The organism is Actinoplanes italicus, assembly GCF_003001815.1.
GTDB classification, from domain to species: Bacteria; Actinomycetota; Actinomycetes; order Mycobacteriales; family Micromonosporaceae; genus Actinoplanes; species Actinoplanes italicus.
This window is the reverse complement of sequence record NZ_PVMZ01000008.1, coordinates 176,733-191,005: the sequence shown is the minus strand read 5'-3', so window position 1 is coordinate 191,005 and position 14,273 is coordinate 176,733. Positions and strand designations below refer to the sequence as shown.

17 protein-coding genes are annotated in these 14,273 nt (G+C 66.7%); 7 read left to right on the top strand and 10 right to left on the bottom strand.

Annotated features, from left to right (window positions below; genetic code table 11):
- Positions 1 to 116 precede the first annotated feature (116 nt).
- Both CLV67_RS20980 and CLV67_RS20975 read left to right on the top strand, forming a co-directional pair.
- A complete protein-coding gene (locus tag CLV67_RS20980) occupies positions 117 to 1,433 on the top strand; it encodes a DNA cytosine methyltransferase (protein ID WP_106320915.1) in 1,317 nt (438 codons plus the stop codon).
- Positions 1,434 to 1,573: 140 nt separating this feature from the next.
- The gene (locus CLV67_RS20975) at positions 1,574 to 2,206 is read left to right on the top strand and encodes a very short patch repair endonuclease (protein ID WP_239166699.1); all 633 of its coding nucleotides are present in this window, start codon (positions 1,574 to 1,576) and stop codon (positions 2,204 to 2,206) included.
- 7 nt (positions 2,207 to 2,213) lie between these two features.
- On the opposite strand, the gene CLV67_RS20970 is transcribed toward CLV67_RS20975, so the two are convergent.
- Positions 2,214 to 3,050, bottom strand: coding sequence for an Eco29kI family restriction endonuclease (locus CLV67_RS20970; RefSeq protein ID WP_170153941.1), 837 nt, complete (start codon positions 3,048 to 3,050; stop codon positions 2,214 to 2,216).
- A 376-nt stretch (positions 3,051 to 3,426) separates the two neighbouring features.
- On the opposite strand from CLV67_RS20970, the gene CLV67_RS20965 reads away from it, so the two are divergent.
- Positions 3,427 to 4,650 carry an MFS transporter gene (locus CLV67_RS20965; protein WP_106320909.1) on the top strand — a complete coding sequence of 408 codons (1,224 nt, stop codon included), beginning with the start codon at positions 3,427 to 3,429 and terminating at the stop codon, positions 4,648 to 4,650.
- Between the two features lie 53 nt (positions 4,651 to 4,703).
- On the opposite strand, the gene CLV67_RS20960 is transcribed toward CLV67_RS20965, so the two are convergent.
- Both CLV67_RS20960 and CLV67_RS51145 read right to left on the bottom strand, forming a co-directional pair.
- Entirely contained in the window at positions 4,704 to 5,723 is a 1,020-nt protein-coding gene (locus CLV67_RS20960; RefSeq protein WP_239166700.1) for an HNH endonuclease, read from the bottom strand.
- Positions 5,720 to 6,496: a hypothetical protein gene (locus tag CLV67_RS51145; protein ID WP_146169240.1), complete on the bottom strand. Its 777-nt coding sequence runs from the start codon at positions 6,494 to 6,496 to the stop codon at positions 5,720 to 5,722. The genes CLV67_RS20960 and CLV67_RS51145 overlap by 4 nt, the downstream gene beginning before the upstream one ends.
- A 157-nt stretch (positions 6,497 to 6,653) precedes the next feature.
- Between CLV67_RS51145 and CLV67_RS20950 the strand changes: the two genes are divergently transcribed.
- Positions 6,654 to 7,493 carry a phosphoribosylaminoimidazolesuccinocarboxamide synthase gene (locus tag CLV67_RS20950; protein WP_106320905.1) on the top strand — a complete coding sequence of 280 codons (840 nt, stop codon included), beginning with the start codon at positions 6,654 to 6,656 and terminating at the stop codon, positions 7,491 to 7,493.
- Here CLV67_RS20950 and CLV67_RS20945 read toward each other — a convergent pair.
- The 3 genes from CLV67_RS20945 to CLV67_RS20940 all read right to left on the bottom strand — a co-directional run bounded on the left by CLV67_RS20945 (position 7,471) and on the right by CLV67_RS20940 (position 8,256).
- Positions 7,471 to 7,746: a DUF3040 domain-containing protein gene (locus tag CLV67_RS20945; RefSeq protein WP_170153940.1), complete on the bottom strand. Its 276-nt coding sequence runs from the start codon at positions 7,744 to 7,746 to the stop codon at positions 7,471 to 7,473. The genes CLV67_RS20950 and CLV67_RS20945 overlap by 23 nt on opposite strands.
- A gap of 73 nt (positions 7,747 to 7,819) precedes the next feature.
- Positions 7,820 to 7,996, bottom strand: a complete 177-nt coding sequence (locus CLV67_RS51990; RefSeq protein ID WP_170153938.1) for a hypothetical protein — start codon at positions 7,994 to 7,996, stop codon at positions 7,820 to 7,822.
- Positions 7,993 to 8,256: a hypothetical protein gene (locus CLV67_RS20940; protein ID WP_239166701.1), complete on the bottom strand. Its 264-nt coding sequence runs from the start codon at positions 8,254 to 8,256 to the stop codon at positions 7,993 to 7,995. Before CLV67_RS20940 ends, CLV67_RS51990 begins: the two co-directional genes overlap by 4 nt.
- Before the next feature lie 313 nt (positions 8,257 to 8,569).
- On the opposite strand from CLV67_RS20940, the gene CLV67_RS20935 reads away from it, so the two are divergent.
- Positions 8,570 to 9,460 (top strand): helix-turn-helix domain-containing protein, encoded by an 891-nt coding sequence (locus CLV67_RS20935; RefSeq protein ID WP_106320899.1) that lies wholly within the window; start codon positions 8,570 to 8,572, stop codon positions 9,458 to 9,460.
- Positions 9,461 to 9,505: 45 nt separating this feature from the next.
- Here the strand turns inward: CLV67_RS20935 and CLV67_RS20930 are convergent, their stop codons facing one another.
- Positions 9,506 to 9,742: a DUF397 domain-containing protein gene (locus tag CLV67_RS20930; RefSeq protein ID WP_106320897.1), complete on the bottom strand. Its 237-nt coding sequence runs from the start codon at positions 9,740 to 9,742 to the stop codon at positions 9,506 to 9,508.
- Between the two features lie 263 nt (positions 9,743 to 10,005).
- Here CLV67_RS20930 and CLV67_RS20925 point away from each other — a divergent pair, with 263 nt between their 5' ends.
- A complete protein-coding gene (locus CLV67_RS20925; RefSeq protein WP_106320895.1) occupies positions 10,006 to 10,254 on the top strand; it encodes a hypothetical protein in 249 nt (82 codons plus the stop codon).
- Entirely contained in the window at positions 10,247 to 10,609 is a 363-nt protein-coding gene (locus CLV67_RS20920; protein ID WP_239166702.1) for a hypothetical protein, read from the top strand. The genes CLV67_RS20925 and CLV67_RS20920 overlap by 8 nt, the downstream gene beginning before the upstream one ends.
- A 303-nt stretch (positions 10,610 to 10,912) precedes the next feature.
- Here CLV67_RS20920 and istB read toward each other — a convergent pair whose 3' ends face one another.
- From istB to CLV67_RS20905, 3 genes are all read right to left on the bottom strand, one after another.
- Complete coding sequence (istB, locus tag CLV67_RS20915; protein ID WP_106320893.1) at positions 10,913 to 11,704, bottom strand: IS21-like element helper ATPase IstB; 792 nt, start codon at positions 11,702 to 11,704, stop codon at positions 10,913 to 10,915.
- A complete protein-coding gene (gene istA / locus CLV67_RS20910) occupies positions 11,704 to 12,930 on the bottom strand; it encodes an IS21 family transposase (RefSeq protein ID WP_106321336.1) in 1,227 nt (408 codons plus the stop codon). The genes istB and istA overlap by 1 nt, the downstream gene beginning before the upstream one ends.
- Before the next feature lie 447 nt (positions 12,931 to 13,377).
- Entirely contained in the window at positions 13,378 to 14,199 is an 822-nt protein-coding gene (locus CLV67_RS20905; protein WP_106320891.1) for an SAM-dependent methyltransferase, read from the bottom strand.
- Between the last annotated feature and the right edge of the window lie 74 nt (positions 14,200 to 14,273).

The following is a 14,273-nucleotide window of genomic DNA, read 5'->3' as shown; positions in this document are numbered from 1 at the left end:
GTACTGGCAGGCTTCCGCGACTCACCGAGTTCTTGGGTCTCGTTCGAGGACGTACGCATCGAAAGCGCTTGGCGTGTCGACTTTCAAGATCCATAACTCCGCGGTATGCTTTTGCGATGCTTGAGCCGCAGCTAGAAGAAACTAAAGACCGGAGGTCGGTCGAGCTGTTCGCCGGCGGCGGCGGTTTGGCCATGGGGGTGCACCAGGCGGGCTTCCGGCCCCTGCTGGTGAACGAGATCGTCAAGTGGGCCTGTCAGACGCTGCTGGACAACGAGGCCGAGCTCCGTGGCGACGAGGAGCGGCTACCCCTGCCCGGTGAAAGATGGCCTCTGGTCCCCGGCGACGTTAATGACGTCAAGTTCCACTACCTCCACGACGAGGTGGACTTGCTCGCCGGGGGCCCGCCATGCCAGCCGTTCAGCCTTGGCGGTGTGGCCAAGGGGGACGAGGACAAACGCAACATGTTTCCCCAAATGTTCCGCGCTATCCGCGACATCCAGCCCAAAGCGGTCATTTGTGAGAACGTTCAGGGCCTACTGCGCCCCTCGTTTCGCCCGTACTTCGAGTACATCGAACGCGAACTTTGCCTTCCGTTCGTGGAACGCCAGGAGGGGACGGACTGGCGCGAGCACGACGAGATCCTTCGGGAACGCCTGTCCACGACACTGGCCAACCCTAAGGAGAAATACGAGCTGGTTACGACGAGGGTTAACGCGGCAGACTATGGCGTTCCCCAGATCCGTAATCGGATCATTATTGTGGCTTTCCGTAGCGACCTAGGCGTCGATATCGAGCGGTTCAGGAAGTCGATCGCCCCAACCCACTCCGAGGCGGCACTGAATCGATCGATCAGGGACGGGTCCTACTGGAAGCGTCACAAGGTTGACGCTCGGATCAGGAAGCTCGTGGAGGCGCGACTGCCCCGGGAAGTCGCCATCGACGACGGGAAGCTGCCGTGGCTGACCCTGCGCGACGCGCTGATGTATGACTTAGCCACGTATGGCGTCGAGAAGAAGCGACAGCTGCCACCGGTGTCGTGGGAACAGCTCGACCGCGTCACGATGGCGGGCGGCGTGCCGTACCACGTCGGCTGGCCTGACGCGCGAATCTACGCGGGGCATACGCCGAACGTGCTGGACCGCCCCGCGAAGACCGTGAAGGCGGGCGTACACGGCGTACCGGGAGGAGAGTCAGTACTCCTGACCGACGACCTGCTCACCGAGCCCACCGCCAGCGAGACACCAACCTTCCGTCATCGCTACATGACGGTTCGTGAGACGGCGCGTGTCATGACCTTCCCCGACGAGTGGAAACTGGCGGGGCCCCGGGGTGAGCAGATGCGCCAGCTGGGAAACGCGGTACCAGTTCTCCTGGCGCGCTTCTTCGCCAACGCCGTCGCGGAGGCGCTGAACGAGGCCGACGAACGGCGATGACCGGAACGGGGGAAAGGAGCGAGCGCTTCTGGGCTACCACCTGCCCAGCGGACGCGGCATGGCGCGGCCGCCAAGGCCGTAGCCGCCGCGCTCTCGCGGCTGAGCAGGATCGGGCGGCCGGCGGCCCGGATCGCCGCTGGGTGAAACTCGACAACGGCCGACAGGCACGCGCCTCCGTAGCGCTCAAGTTGCTACCGCGGACTCGACGAATCCGCGCGTATCTACGCTGGTCCGACAACGGTCGGTCACCGACGCGGTACCTCGGCGAGGTCGGCTTCGCTTCCCGGGCCGAAAACCTGCGGGAGGGCTGGCGCCTTGCTCACCAAAAGGGGCTCCTCTCGCCACCGGCGCCGAAACCCGACTCATGGGCCAAAAGCCCAGCGGTCCGCTCGGTGATGCGCGCCAACAAGAACCGAGACACCGGGCCCGAACGACGGCTCCGCGCGATGCTTCATGCGCGCGGGCTGCGCTACCGGGTCAACTCACGTCCAATATCAGGTAGCCGCCGCACTGCCGACCTGGTCTTTCCTCGACTGAAGATCGCCGTCTTCGTTGATGGCTGCTACTGGCACGGCTGCCCTGAGCACTACCGGCCGTCTCAGGCAAATCAACAGTTTTGGCACACCAAGATTGAGGGCAACAAAGCCCGCGACGCGGAAACCGACAAGCTGCTGGCGGCCGCCGGCTGGACAGCGATCCGCGTATGGGAGCACGACGTACCAAAGCCGGCGGCGGACCGAGTGGAAACCGCCGTCCGAGAAGCGCGAGGGTGAGGTGGCCTCATTCGAGCAGGTCACCCTGATCCGCCATTTCGACCTCTCCAGCGTCGAAACGTTGCGGGCCGCGAGTCTCAAGCGCCGTTCCGTGGTCCTTTCGACTCCACCACAACAGAGCGCTATCGTACGAGGTCTCCTCCTTGTAGAGGATCACGTAGCCGGGAAGCGCGGTTGCCTGCCAACCCGGGGAAAGCGCGTCGATGGTTGCGATCAGCAATTCTGCCGCAGTCAACTCGATATCCGGCAACTCAATACGCGTATGTTTCAGCTCCGTCAGATGCGACTTGTTCTTGTTCTCATACCGCAAAAGATAAGGAAGCTCGCGTTTGAGCCAGTCTAGAAGGTCGGCCACAGACCAAACAGTGAACGGGACGCTCAGCTGGTAGCCCAGATCGATCGTGTACAGAGCATCGAAATGCTGAGCCTTGACGACGCTCCGGTCACGGTTGCGGCCAGGGTCCTTGTTGCCGAAGCCGTTGGTGTTCCAGGGGATTGTGTCGTCGAGCCGATACTTTTTGATCAGGAGCTTTTCCGGTGCGGCGGCGTCTAGGTCCTCGTCGACGTAGACACAGGTAAAACGGACGTCCGACATAGTGATGCCAGTGCGCCCGGAGAGTTTCCGGTAGTGCTGCTCCAGGCGGGTGCGGAGGTTGCTGGCCGCTTTGCCCACGTATACACGCTTCCAGGCGACGAAGAGAACGTAGACCCCCGGCCGCGCGTCGACCTTACTCAGCGCCGCTGGGCCCAGTATGGCTGGTGACAGCGGATTGAGTGTGGTGGCTAGCTGCTCGGCCAATGCCCGCGTGATGCTCAGGCGGAACTCGGCGATCCATGCGTCCATTCCGAATCTCCCCATGTCTAGCTACCACGTTCCAACGACGACACCCGTGGCACCGGAGCAGTCAGCACTCAAAGCGATTACTCTAGAGCATCATCTCGACACACTGGTTGTAGTCGACCGCATCACCCGGACCCGCACAATCAATGAATCGCCTGAACTACGCACGTGAAACCTGGGGTGCGGGGTGGCGGGTGGTGCCACCACGGGACCGGGTCGGTTGCGGTCGGGTGGTCGTGGCCGTACGAAATCAATCGGGGTTGCCGTTGGGTTGTTCCTGAACCCACCGCCGAAGTGAACCCGAGGCCGGTCCGAACAGGGAGACGGCGCCGAGAGACGGCGCCGTTTTCCCTGTGGAGGTGCCGCCACCTTGGCTCCGATGTTCGCGCCGCTCCGAGAGCGCAACTACCGCCTGTGGGCGGCCGCCGACCTCATCTCGGTCAGCGGCACATGGATGCAGGTGCTGGCACTGAACTGGCTGATCCTCACGGCCACCGGATCGGCCACCGCCATGGGCGCGGTCGTCATGCTGCAGTCCCTGCCGGTACTGCTGCTCGGCAGCTGGGGCGGCGCCATCGCCGACCGGCTGCCGGCCCGGCCGATGCTGATCGCCTTCCAGGCCGTCCGCGCCCTGCTCGCCCTGGCGCTGCTGCTTCCCGGTGGCGAATGGCCGATCTACGCGGTCGCGCTGGCCTCCGGCGTGATCGGCTCATTCGAGGGCCCGGTCCTGGGCCGCTTCGGCTCCGCACTCGTCCCCCGCGAAGCTCTCGGCTCGGCGCTGGCCCTGGGCTCGGTGCTCAGCTCGGCCGGCCGGATCGGCGGGATGGCCCTCGGCGGCATGCTCATCGGCGTCACCGGCCCGTCCACGCTGTTCGTGATCAACGCGGTGTCGTACTCGGCGGTCATCGTCGCGCTGCTCGCCATGCGCACCCGCGACATGCGCCCCCTCGCCGTCTCGTCGCCGACCGACGGCGGAGTGATCGCCGGCTTCCGCTACCTGCTGCGCCAGCCCGTCATCCTGGTCGTCCTGGCCCTGTCGTTCGTGCTCGGCTCGCTCGGCCGCAACTACCAGGTCTCGATGGCCGCCATGGTCTCCGGCCCGCTGGGCGGATCGTCGGGTTCGTACGGTCTGCTGTCAACGGTCTTCGCCGTCGGCGCGGTGACCGGCGGCCTGCTGCTGGCCGGCACCGGCCGATCGACGCTGCGGGTTCTGCTCGGGACGGGCTTTCTGATCAGCGCCCTGCAGCTCTGCTCCGGCCTGGCCCCGAACATCCTCGGCTTCGCGGCCCTGATCCTGCCGATCGCGGCCGGCGCCGTCATCTTCGACACCGTGGTCTCGACCAGGATCCAGCTGGACACCCGCGAGGAGATGCGCGGCCGGGTCCTCGCCACGGTGGGCATCGTGTCGTCGCTGTCCGGCATCGTCGGAGCCCCGGCCATCGGCTGGTTGTGCGACTCGATGGGCGCGCGGGGAGCCCTCGTCACCGCCGGCACCGTGACCACGATCGCCGCGGTCGCGGGCGGGGTGGCCCTGGTCCGCCTGAAGGGGCGGGCACTCAACTGGTCGTTCCTGCTGGGTCGTCCCGCTCAACAGCCCGCCTGATCTCCCGATGCCGCCCAACCGATCTGGTTGGGCGGCATCTCTCATGGGGTCGGCTACGCGTTGCCGCCGTAGATACGCGTCCGGTGCCACTCGAGGTAGACCGGCTGAGGACGAAGGGCGCCGGCCGGCAACAGCAGATGTTCGGCAAGCGGTGGCCGGCCGAATGCGGCGCTCACCCCAGAATTGGTGGCGGCCGCCGCCGCCAAGTCCGGACGAACTTCAATGCGAAGTTCAGGGGTAACGGTGATCAGCCCGGTATCGAACGCGACATCGTGGGTCGGGCATGCCGTCAGACCGTTGGCGATGTCCAGGCGTTCCCGCGAGTCGCAATCGCGCCACGGCTTGATGTGCGATGCGAGAAGTAGCCGAGGGGTACGGCGGCCGTCGAACGCGACTGCCAGGCCGCAGAACACGCACTGGTGGTCGTGGTTGCGCAAGACATCGCGGGCAAAGCGGTGCTGGCCCACCCGAATGGTCGCGGTCAGCATCTTTTCGGTCAGCTGATCAATAGTGTCCGAGAGCCGTTGCCGTACGACTCCGGCGAGGTCCCCGGGCTTGATCTCCTCCTGACCGAGGAACGTCATCGGGCTGTCGTCGTCCTCCAGGGCGAGGAAGTCCGGCAGAGCCCCGGCGGTGATGCCTACATCCCGAGCCGCTTGAATGACGAGTCGATAGGTGCTGGCCAGTTCGTTCTCGTCGTTGAGGAGCCGAGCGGCAACCTCCATCTCGTGACGGGCACCGTTGGTTCGGCTTCCGTCCAGGTTCGCCATTTTCGCCAGCACGCTGCTGTTCGGGCGCTTGAAGAGCTCGGCGAGGCTCGGAACAGGCTCTACCGCTTTGTGCGACGTGCTTCCCCCGTACCGCCGATGGTCGACGACAAGGCTCGCCGCCAGGCAGGTGAGCGTCTCCACTGGGATGAAGGCGACCTGTCGGCGGCCTTCGCTGGGCTTTGACCGCTCGATGATGGATCGCCATTGCTTGCGGGCCGCCGATGACGTGATCTCGAGGTAGTCAGCCGCTGTGAGCATCAATTCTCCGAACTCGATATCGAGAGATGTCTCGGTTCCCGTCATGCGGAGAGATAGCGGCCGCCCTCGGAGTCGGCAAACGATGCAGCGTGGGGCCAGATGGCGCCGATGTCGGCGGTCCGCAGGAGTCCCATCAGGTCGTCACTAGGTCGCCTGGGAACCAACACCGCGAGGCTGACTTCGAAATTGAGATATCGCCGATAGTCATAGAGCTGTCCGACAGCGAACCGCAGAGGGTCTCGATCGGCTTTCGCCTTGACCTCGATCAGGAGACTGGCCGCCGGGTCGTAAAGATCCACTCGAAGTGTTGAGGCCGGAGTGTCGATGGAGATACCCAGCAGCCGTCTTCCCTTTGGGTCTCGCCACCGACGAAAGCGTTCCCGCAGCACAGCTTCCGCCTGCTCAGCCTCTCTGGCCGCCTTCTGAGTGACGACCGCAACCGGCTTTTGGTTAGGCACCTCAGGCGGGACGATGCGAACGTTCGTACCGTCTGGACCCGGCACGTGTTGACCGGTCAGCAGCGCCATGCGGGCTTCCGCTTCGGCTACGGCCCGGGCCAGAGCCGCACGATTTCCGCGCAGCTTCTTCCACTTCTCCAGCGGTTTGCCGGAGATCGGTTTCGGTCCGCTACCGGGGTTGTCGGTGCTGGCGAAGTTGCCTACGCGCCAGGTGATGGAGTCGGCGCTTCGTCCGAGAAGCTTTGCGATGCCGACGACCTCGGCGTCGTTGGAGCGGACGGCTCGACCTCGACGGAGCCAGAGGTCGCCCACGATCCAGTACTCGTCATGCAGCCATGGAACGCCGTCCCGAACACCCATCGAAGGCTCCTCGAGTCTTTCGACGGCACGTTATCGAGGGGCGCCCTAGCGGCATGTACAGCAGTGAGGTCGGCAGGTCGTGGTCCATGGACGTATCCGGACCAGCCATTCGATAGCGTGAGACCGGCACGCCGCCCGCCAGCACTGAGGGGAACACGTGGAGCTCCTGCACTCCGGCAAGGTCCGGGACGTCTATGCCGATGGTGAGGACCTCGTCCTGGTCACCTCGGACCGGATCTCGATCTATGACGTCATCCTGCCCACCCCGATTCCGGACAAGGGCAAGATCCTCACTCAGCTGTCCCTGTGGTGGTTCGACCAGCTGGCAGACGTGATTCCGAACCATGTCGTCTCGGCCACCGATGTGCCGGCCGAGTTCGCGGGGCGGGCCATCCGGTGTGAGCGGCTCGACATGGTCATGGTCGAGTGCATCGCTCGGGGCTATCTGGCCGGCTCGGGGCTGAAGGACTACGAGCGGGAGCGGATGATCTCCGGCAACCTGCTTCCCGACGGGCTGGTCGAGTCGTCCCGGCTACCGGAGCCGATCTTCACGCCCAGCACCAAGGAGCCCGTCGGTGGCGGGCACGACGCGCCGCTGACCTTCGACCAGACGGTCGACCGGGTGGGTAAGGAACTGGCGGAGGAGCTGCGCCGCGTGACGCTCGAGGTCTACCGGCGCGGGTCGGAGATCGCGGCAGACAAGGGCATCATCATCGCCGACACCAAGATCGAGGTGGGGCGGTCGAAGGACGGGACCCTGAAGATCGGTGACGAGTTGCTGACGCCGGACTCCTCGCGGTTCTGGGACGCCGGCGAATGGCAGCCGGGGCAGGCTCCGCGATACCTGGACAAGCAGTTCCTGCGCGACTGGTCGACCAAGCACACCGACTGGGACCGCACCGAGCCTGGGCCGGAGATTCCGGACGAGGTCGCCGAGGCGACGCGCAACCGGTATGTCGAGGTCTACGAGCGGCTCACCGGCGATCGCTGGCGCTGAGCGACTGCGCCACGGCGGCCCACCTCTTGCGCTTCTGCATCAGGTGGGTCCCGTAGACGCCGGCCAGCACCGCCTCGATGAGGCCGGTCCAGCCGCCGTAGATGATGCAGATCGGAGCGATGGTCCACAGCAGAACGGCGATGACCATCCACCGCTGCGGCGGGCGGGCGGCACGGCGCCGGAAGCCGGGGTCGTCGGTCTCCAAGCGGGTCACCAGATCGGTGAAGACCTGCTGTTCTTCAGGTTTGAGCAAGACGGCCACCTCCATAGCCAGGGCTGGGCGGCGACCGCGTACCCACATCCTCGGGGTGGGAAACAGCCTGCGGTCAGCTGGAAAGCGGCTTCGACGGCAGCTGCAGCATCGAGCCGTCGCGGGCCTGCTGCTCCGGCTCGGTGCACTCGGGGCACCAGTCGTTGGTGCTGCGTAGATACCACCCGACGGCGACTCCGGCGAAGAGGCTCAGCAGGCCGACGACCGCGGAGACGGTGACCGCGCCGGTCATGTCAGTGGGTTCCGGCGCACCAGCCGCAGCGCCCGGTGGTCGAGGTCGGGGAACGAATCCTCGCGCAACGTCACATACGGCGCCGTGAAGGTGTCCACGCCGGTGCCCCGATGGGTCGTCGCCGGCTGGTAGGTGACGGTGACCGCCCTGGGTGAGGCCGCCTCGATCACGCCGGCACGCCATCCGTTCCGGTAGACCCACACCGGGTCCGCCGGCCGGTAGCTCTCGGCGGGGGCGACATCGGCTGCGTCGCGGTGCACCGGGGCCACGGTAGGCGTGGACGCCGTCATGTTCGGCATGGAAATGCCTCCAATGGCTTGAGGCGGACTCTTGCCGGGCAACGAGCGCAACATCTGAGCAGGCGAACATTTCGGCACGCTGCGTCAGCGGTCGGATCGTGTCTGTCAGCTATCATGCTCGTCATCAAGTGCGTTCGCAAGGCCGGATGCACGTGCATCCGCAACGAGCAGATGTCAGGGCACGCCGATACGGACCGGTTTCGCGGCTGACGATCTCCGCTCTAGGATGCGTAAGACTGCGCCGGGCAGTCACAGGGCAGCGACAAGGAGTCAGGTGAGCGCGGGTTCGCAGGAGGAGGCGCCGGGCGGCGGCCCCACCGTGCTGCGCATCCTGCTCGGCTCGCAGCTGCGGAAGCTGCGAGAGGCGCGGGGCATCACCCGGGAGGCGGCCGGCTACGAGATCCGCGCCTCCGGATCCAAGATCAGCCGGATGGAGCTCGGCCGCGTCAGTTTCAAGGAACGCGACGTCGCGGACCTCTTGACCATGTACGGCGTGAACGACTCCGCCGAACGCGACGCGCTGATCGGCCTCGCTCGTCAGGCCAACAACCCCGGCTGGTGGCAGCACTTCGGTGACGTCCTCCCGAACTGGTTCCAGGCCTATCTGGGGCTCGAAGCGGCCGCCTCGCTGATCCGGACCTACGAGATCCAGTTCGTCCCCGGTCTGCTGCAGACGCCCGACTACGCTCGCGCCGTGATCATGCTCGGCCACGCCGGCGCCAGCGCGGAGGAGATCAACCGACGGGTGGACCTGCGGTTGCAGCGCCAGCAGATCCTCACCCGTTCGGGTGGCCCTCAGCTGTGGGCGGTGATCGACGAGGCGGTGCTGCGGCGCCCGATCGGCGGCATCGACGTGATGCGGGCCCAGATCGAGGCGCTCATCGAGGCTTCGAAACTGCCGGGCGTACGCCTGCAGATCATCCCGTTCCTGGCCGGTGGCCATGCCGCGGCGGGCGGTCCGTTCGCGATCCCGCGGTTCCCCGAGCCGGAGCTGCCCGACGTGGTCTACGTGGAGCAGCTGACCAGCGCGATCTACCTGGACAAGCGCGAGGACGTGGACCACTACGCGATGGCGATGGAGCGGGTCTGCATCGACGCCGAGCCGCCGAACCACACTCCTGAGATCCTCGGAAAGCTCCTGAACGAGGTCGGCCGCCCGGTCTGAGTGAACCGAGCGGCCGCCGCGTCGTCAGTGAATCGCTGTCTGTGATCAGGCGAGCAGGTTGTCGAAGTCTCCGTCGCGGACGCCGCCGAGGAAAGCCTCGATCTCGGCGCGGGTGTAGATGAGTGCAGCACCCTCGGGATCCCGGGAGTTACGCACGGCGACGTCACCGCCGGGCAGCACGGCGCACTCAACGCAGTTGCCGCTCGGGTTGCTGCGGCGGCTCTTCTGCCAGGTGACTCCCTGGAGATCGCCGGCTGGCATGCCGTTGACCACGTTGGTCATCTGAAGCTCCCTAGATTTGCCCCGGATCGCCCATCGATCCGAGATCAGTGGTGTCCTCGTGCCTAAATCCTGGCGGTGATGCAAATGCACGTGCATCTGGCCTTGCGTAGTCACGGGATTCTGAGCATGATAACGCACGTACTACAACCTTTGGGTGTCACTCACGGTGACATCTTTAGGTGACGGGTCGGTCGCGGAGCGACAGTCTGCGGCCTCGGCGCGAGGCTCCCTGGCGGGGGCGTCCTTAGCGAGAGGTGACGAGCATGTCGGTACCGAACTTCGGCCCGGAACGCCCCGAACCGAGTGACCCCGGCGCGGCCGACAGTCCGCGCTGGGGTAACTCGTTGATCCATCGGGACGAGCCGTTCGTCGGCGAGGTGTTCGCGGCCTCGACCAGGGCAACCATGGTGACGCATCGGTTCGGAGGGGTCAGATATGCGTTGAGCCGGCCCGGCGGGACGACCGTCCGGAGGCCGCCTGCCGAGGAGGATGAGTCCGACGCGCGTGACTGAGCTCGTTCGTTGCCACCGCCAGCAGCGACCTGCCCGGCCTCCGCAGGCGAGAGCCCCGCATGTCCGCGACAACCGTCTGCGCCCGAGCGGCCCGGCCTGGCCGGTCTATGAGTTCGCCGAGTCCGACTATTGCTACGGCATCGGCCCGATCCGGCTCCGCCTCGAATGGGTGAACTGGTCGCAGCCCATCCCCCACGAGGGTGACTACTGGCTCGGTGTGCGCGGCGTCGTGATCGATCAGTACGGGCAGGACGGCGCCGTCCGCGAGATGTTGATCCGCGCGGCGTGCGTGCCGGTCCCACCGGCGAACAAGCGGCCACGCTTGAGGGTGTTGCGCAGCAGCACACCCGTCTGAACGCCGGGTGGGCGGCGCGGTTCCCCGTGCTGGGCCGCCCACCCGGTCAGAACGCCAGACGCCCGCGTGGTGATGTGTGGCTTGCGGGCGGGCGTATGTCACCACACATCCGACTCGGACCACCTGTGTGGTGACGTGTGGCCCACGGGCGGGCACAGATCACCACGCAAAGCTGTTTGGCCCGCGGGCGCTCCAGCCGCGCAAAGCTGTTTGGCCCGCGGGCGCTCCAGCCTGTCAACTCCGCTCGAATCGTGACCAGGTAGTTCCGGATGAAATCTGACCACCTCTGGTCGCCGATCTTGGTTAGTCGTTGGTCTTGGTAGCTGGGGGGACGCGGCCGAGGTCGCGGTCTTTGAGCCGGTAGCTGTCGCCTTTCATGGAGATCACTTCGGCGTGGTGGACCAGGCGGTCGATCATGGCGGCGGCCACGACGTCGTCGCCGAAGACCTCGCCCCAGCGGCCGAAGGGTTTGTTGCTGGTCACGATCAGGCTGGCGCGTTCGTAGCGGGCCGAGACGAGTTGGAAGAACAGGTTCGCGGCCTCGGGTTCGAACGGGATGTAGCCGACCTCGTCGATGATCAGCAGCGGGATCCGGCCGAGTTTGACCAGCTCGTCCTGCAACCGTCCGGCGGCATGGGCGTCGGCCAGGCGGGACACCCATTGGGCGGCGGTGGCGAATGCCACCCGGTGCCCGGCTTGGCAGGCCCGGATGCCTAGGCCGATCGACAGGTGCGTTTTGCCGGTGCCGGGCGGGCCGAGGAACACCACGTTCTCGCGGCCGGTGACGAAGTCCAGGGTGCCCAGATGGGCGATCTGCTCGCGTTTCAGCGACCGCTGATGCTCGTAGTCGAACTCCTCCAGGCTCTTGCGGGCCGGGAACCTCGCTGCCCGGATGCGGCCCTCACCGCCGTGCGACTCGCGGGCCGAGACCTCGCGCTGCAGGCAGGCGGCCAGGAACTCCTCATGTGTCCAGGACTCCGCCCTCGCTCGTTCGGCGAGGCGTTCGACCGAGGCAGCCAGCGACGGGGCCTTCATCGCCCGGGCCAGGAACGCTATTTCCGAACTGACGTCGCGGCTACTGCTCTTGGTGGGCATCAGGCCACCTCGCTGTCGATGCCGAACATCCGGTCGTAGTCGGCCAGATTGCGGTCCTCGACCTCAGTGCGGACCGGGCTGGTCTTGGTTTGCCGGTGGACGGCACGCAGCAGCGTGGCCGCGTCGCGGTGCCGCGGGTCGGTGATGCTTTGATGCGCCGCCCAGCAACGCTGGTGAGCGGCCACCTGCCGGCCGTCGCAGGTCACCGCGACCTGGTCGGTGTCGGCGCCGATGTCGACGCGCCGGCCGATCGCCGAGGGGTGCACCGAGTAGTCGTTGGCGTCCAGACGCACGTAGTGGTCGCGGGGCAGGCGGGTCGATAGCTGCCAGCCGACCACCGGCGGGACCGGCGGCAACGCAACCATGGCGGCCCGGTCAGCGTCGACGCGATCAGCTGGGCGGGCCTGCAACCGGCGGTGCAGGCGCTGGTTGGCTCGGCCCAGCCACTGCTCGAGCTGGGCGTTGAAGTCCTGCGGCGAGCCGAACGAGCGGCCGGGCAGAAATGAGGTTTCCAGATAGCCGTTCGCTCGTTCGACCAGGCCTTTTGCTTCCGGGTCGGCGGGCCGACATTGGATGATCCGGATGCCAAGGCTGCCGCGGAACGCGTTCATCGCCTCGGTCAGCTGCGGCCGGCCGGCCCGCCAGGACCCGACCGCGGACTCGTTGTCCCAGACCAGGGCTTTCGGGACCGCACCGAGACCGGTGAGCAGCCGCCAATGCCCGGCAAGCAGGTCCGGGGCCTGCCGGGTCGGGATCATCGTCGCCGACAGCCAGCGTGAATAGCCGCAGACCATCACCAACACTGGTGGCCGGCCGACCTGCCCGAATCCCAGCGGAACGTCCACCGGCGGGAACCACAGGTCACACTGCGCGAGCTCGCCCGGCAGATACTCGGTGCGTTGCGCTGGATCCGGCGGCCGGAACAGCGGACGCAGTTGCTGCACCCGGTCGCAGAACACCGTCTTGCCGCGAGTCCACCCGACCCGTTCCATGATCACCGTGGTCGGCATGTCCGGGAACTCGGCCAGCAACGCCCGGATCTGCGGCTCGATCCCGTCGACGATCGAGCCCTTCGGCGCCCGCTGATACCGCGGCGGACTGTCGCTGGCCAGCGCTTTCTTCACGGTGTTCCGTGACACCTTCAACCGCCGGGCGATGGCCTGGATCGCCATCCCTTCCGACCGACGCAGCCGCCGGATCTCTGCCCAGTCCTCCACGTTCAGCACCTCCCGATGCTTCAGGAGGTGGTCCCGATTCACGCGGAACCATGTGGTCAGTTTTCAGGCGGAGCCGACACAGCCGCGCAAAGCTGTTTGGCCCGCGGGCGCTCCAGCCGCGCAAAGCTGTTTGGCCCGCGGGCGCTCCAGCCGCGCAAAGCTGTTTGGCCCGCGGGCGCTCCAGCCGCGCAAAGCTGTTTGGCCCGCGGGCGCTCCAGCCGCGCAAAGCTGTTTGGCCCGCGGGCGCTCCAGCCGCGCAAAGCTGTTTGGCCCGCGGGCGCTCCAGCCGCGCAAAGCTGTTTGGCCCGCGGGTCGCCCCAGCCGCGCAAAGCTGTTTGGCCCGCGGGCGCTCCAGCCGCGCAAAGCTGTTTGGCCCGCGGGTCGCCCCAGCCATGCGAAGCTGTTTGAACTGCGAAACGCCGAGGCTGCTGACAGATAGTCAGGGCTTGGCGGGTGTCAGGGCTTGCGGGCGACTCCAGCCCAGTAGTAGGCAGCCTCCGGGTTCTCGACCGGGGCGTCCGGCCGCCACGCCGAGACCGGCGCGAGGCCCGGCTCCAGCAGCTCCCAGTCACCGAAGAAGCGTGAGACCGCCTCCCGGCTGCGGGCGACCAGCGTCATGCCGGCGCCGGTGGCCGCGGCCACCGCGGCGTCCACCTCGGCGGGGTTGAAGTCGGCGGTCGGGTGGGTGATCGCCAGGCAGCTGCCGGATGGCAGGGCGTCACGAAGCTCCGCGACTTTGCTCCACGGGTCGTCCGCGTCGGCCAGGAGCATGAGGATCGCGATCAGGGTGAGCCCGACCGGCTCCTTCAGATCGAGCGTGTCCTTCAGTGCGGCATCCTCGAGGATGGACTTCGGGTTGCGGATGTCGGCGGCGATGTACTCGCTGCGTCCCTCGGGCTTGCTGATCATCAGGGCACGGGCGTGCACGAGGACGATCGGGTCGTTGTCCACATAGACCACCCGCGCTGTCGCCTCGTGCTGCTGGGCGATCTCGTGCAGGTTGGGCCGGGTCGGGATGCCGGTGCCGATGTCCAGGAACTGGCGGATGCCCTCCTTGAGGACCAGGTCACGGGCCGCCCGGTGGACGAACTTCCGATTCTCGCCGGCCATGTAGCGCATGCCGGGGATGGCCTGGATCATGGCCTCGCCGACGGCCCGGTCGACGGCGAAGTTGTCCTTGCCGCCGAGCCAGTAGTCGTAGATGCGTGCGGAGTGCGGGACGTTGATGTTGACACCGGGCGGTGCGACCTCGGTGGGTGCGGGACTGCCCTCTGCCACGACCGCCTCCTTGCGACACAACGCGTTACGACCGCTGACCAGCGTAACCCCAACGATCGACCGACTTAACCCCC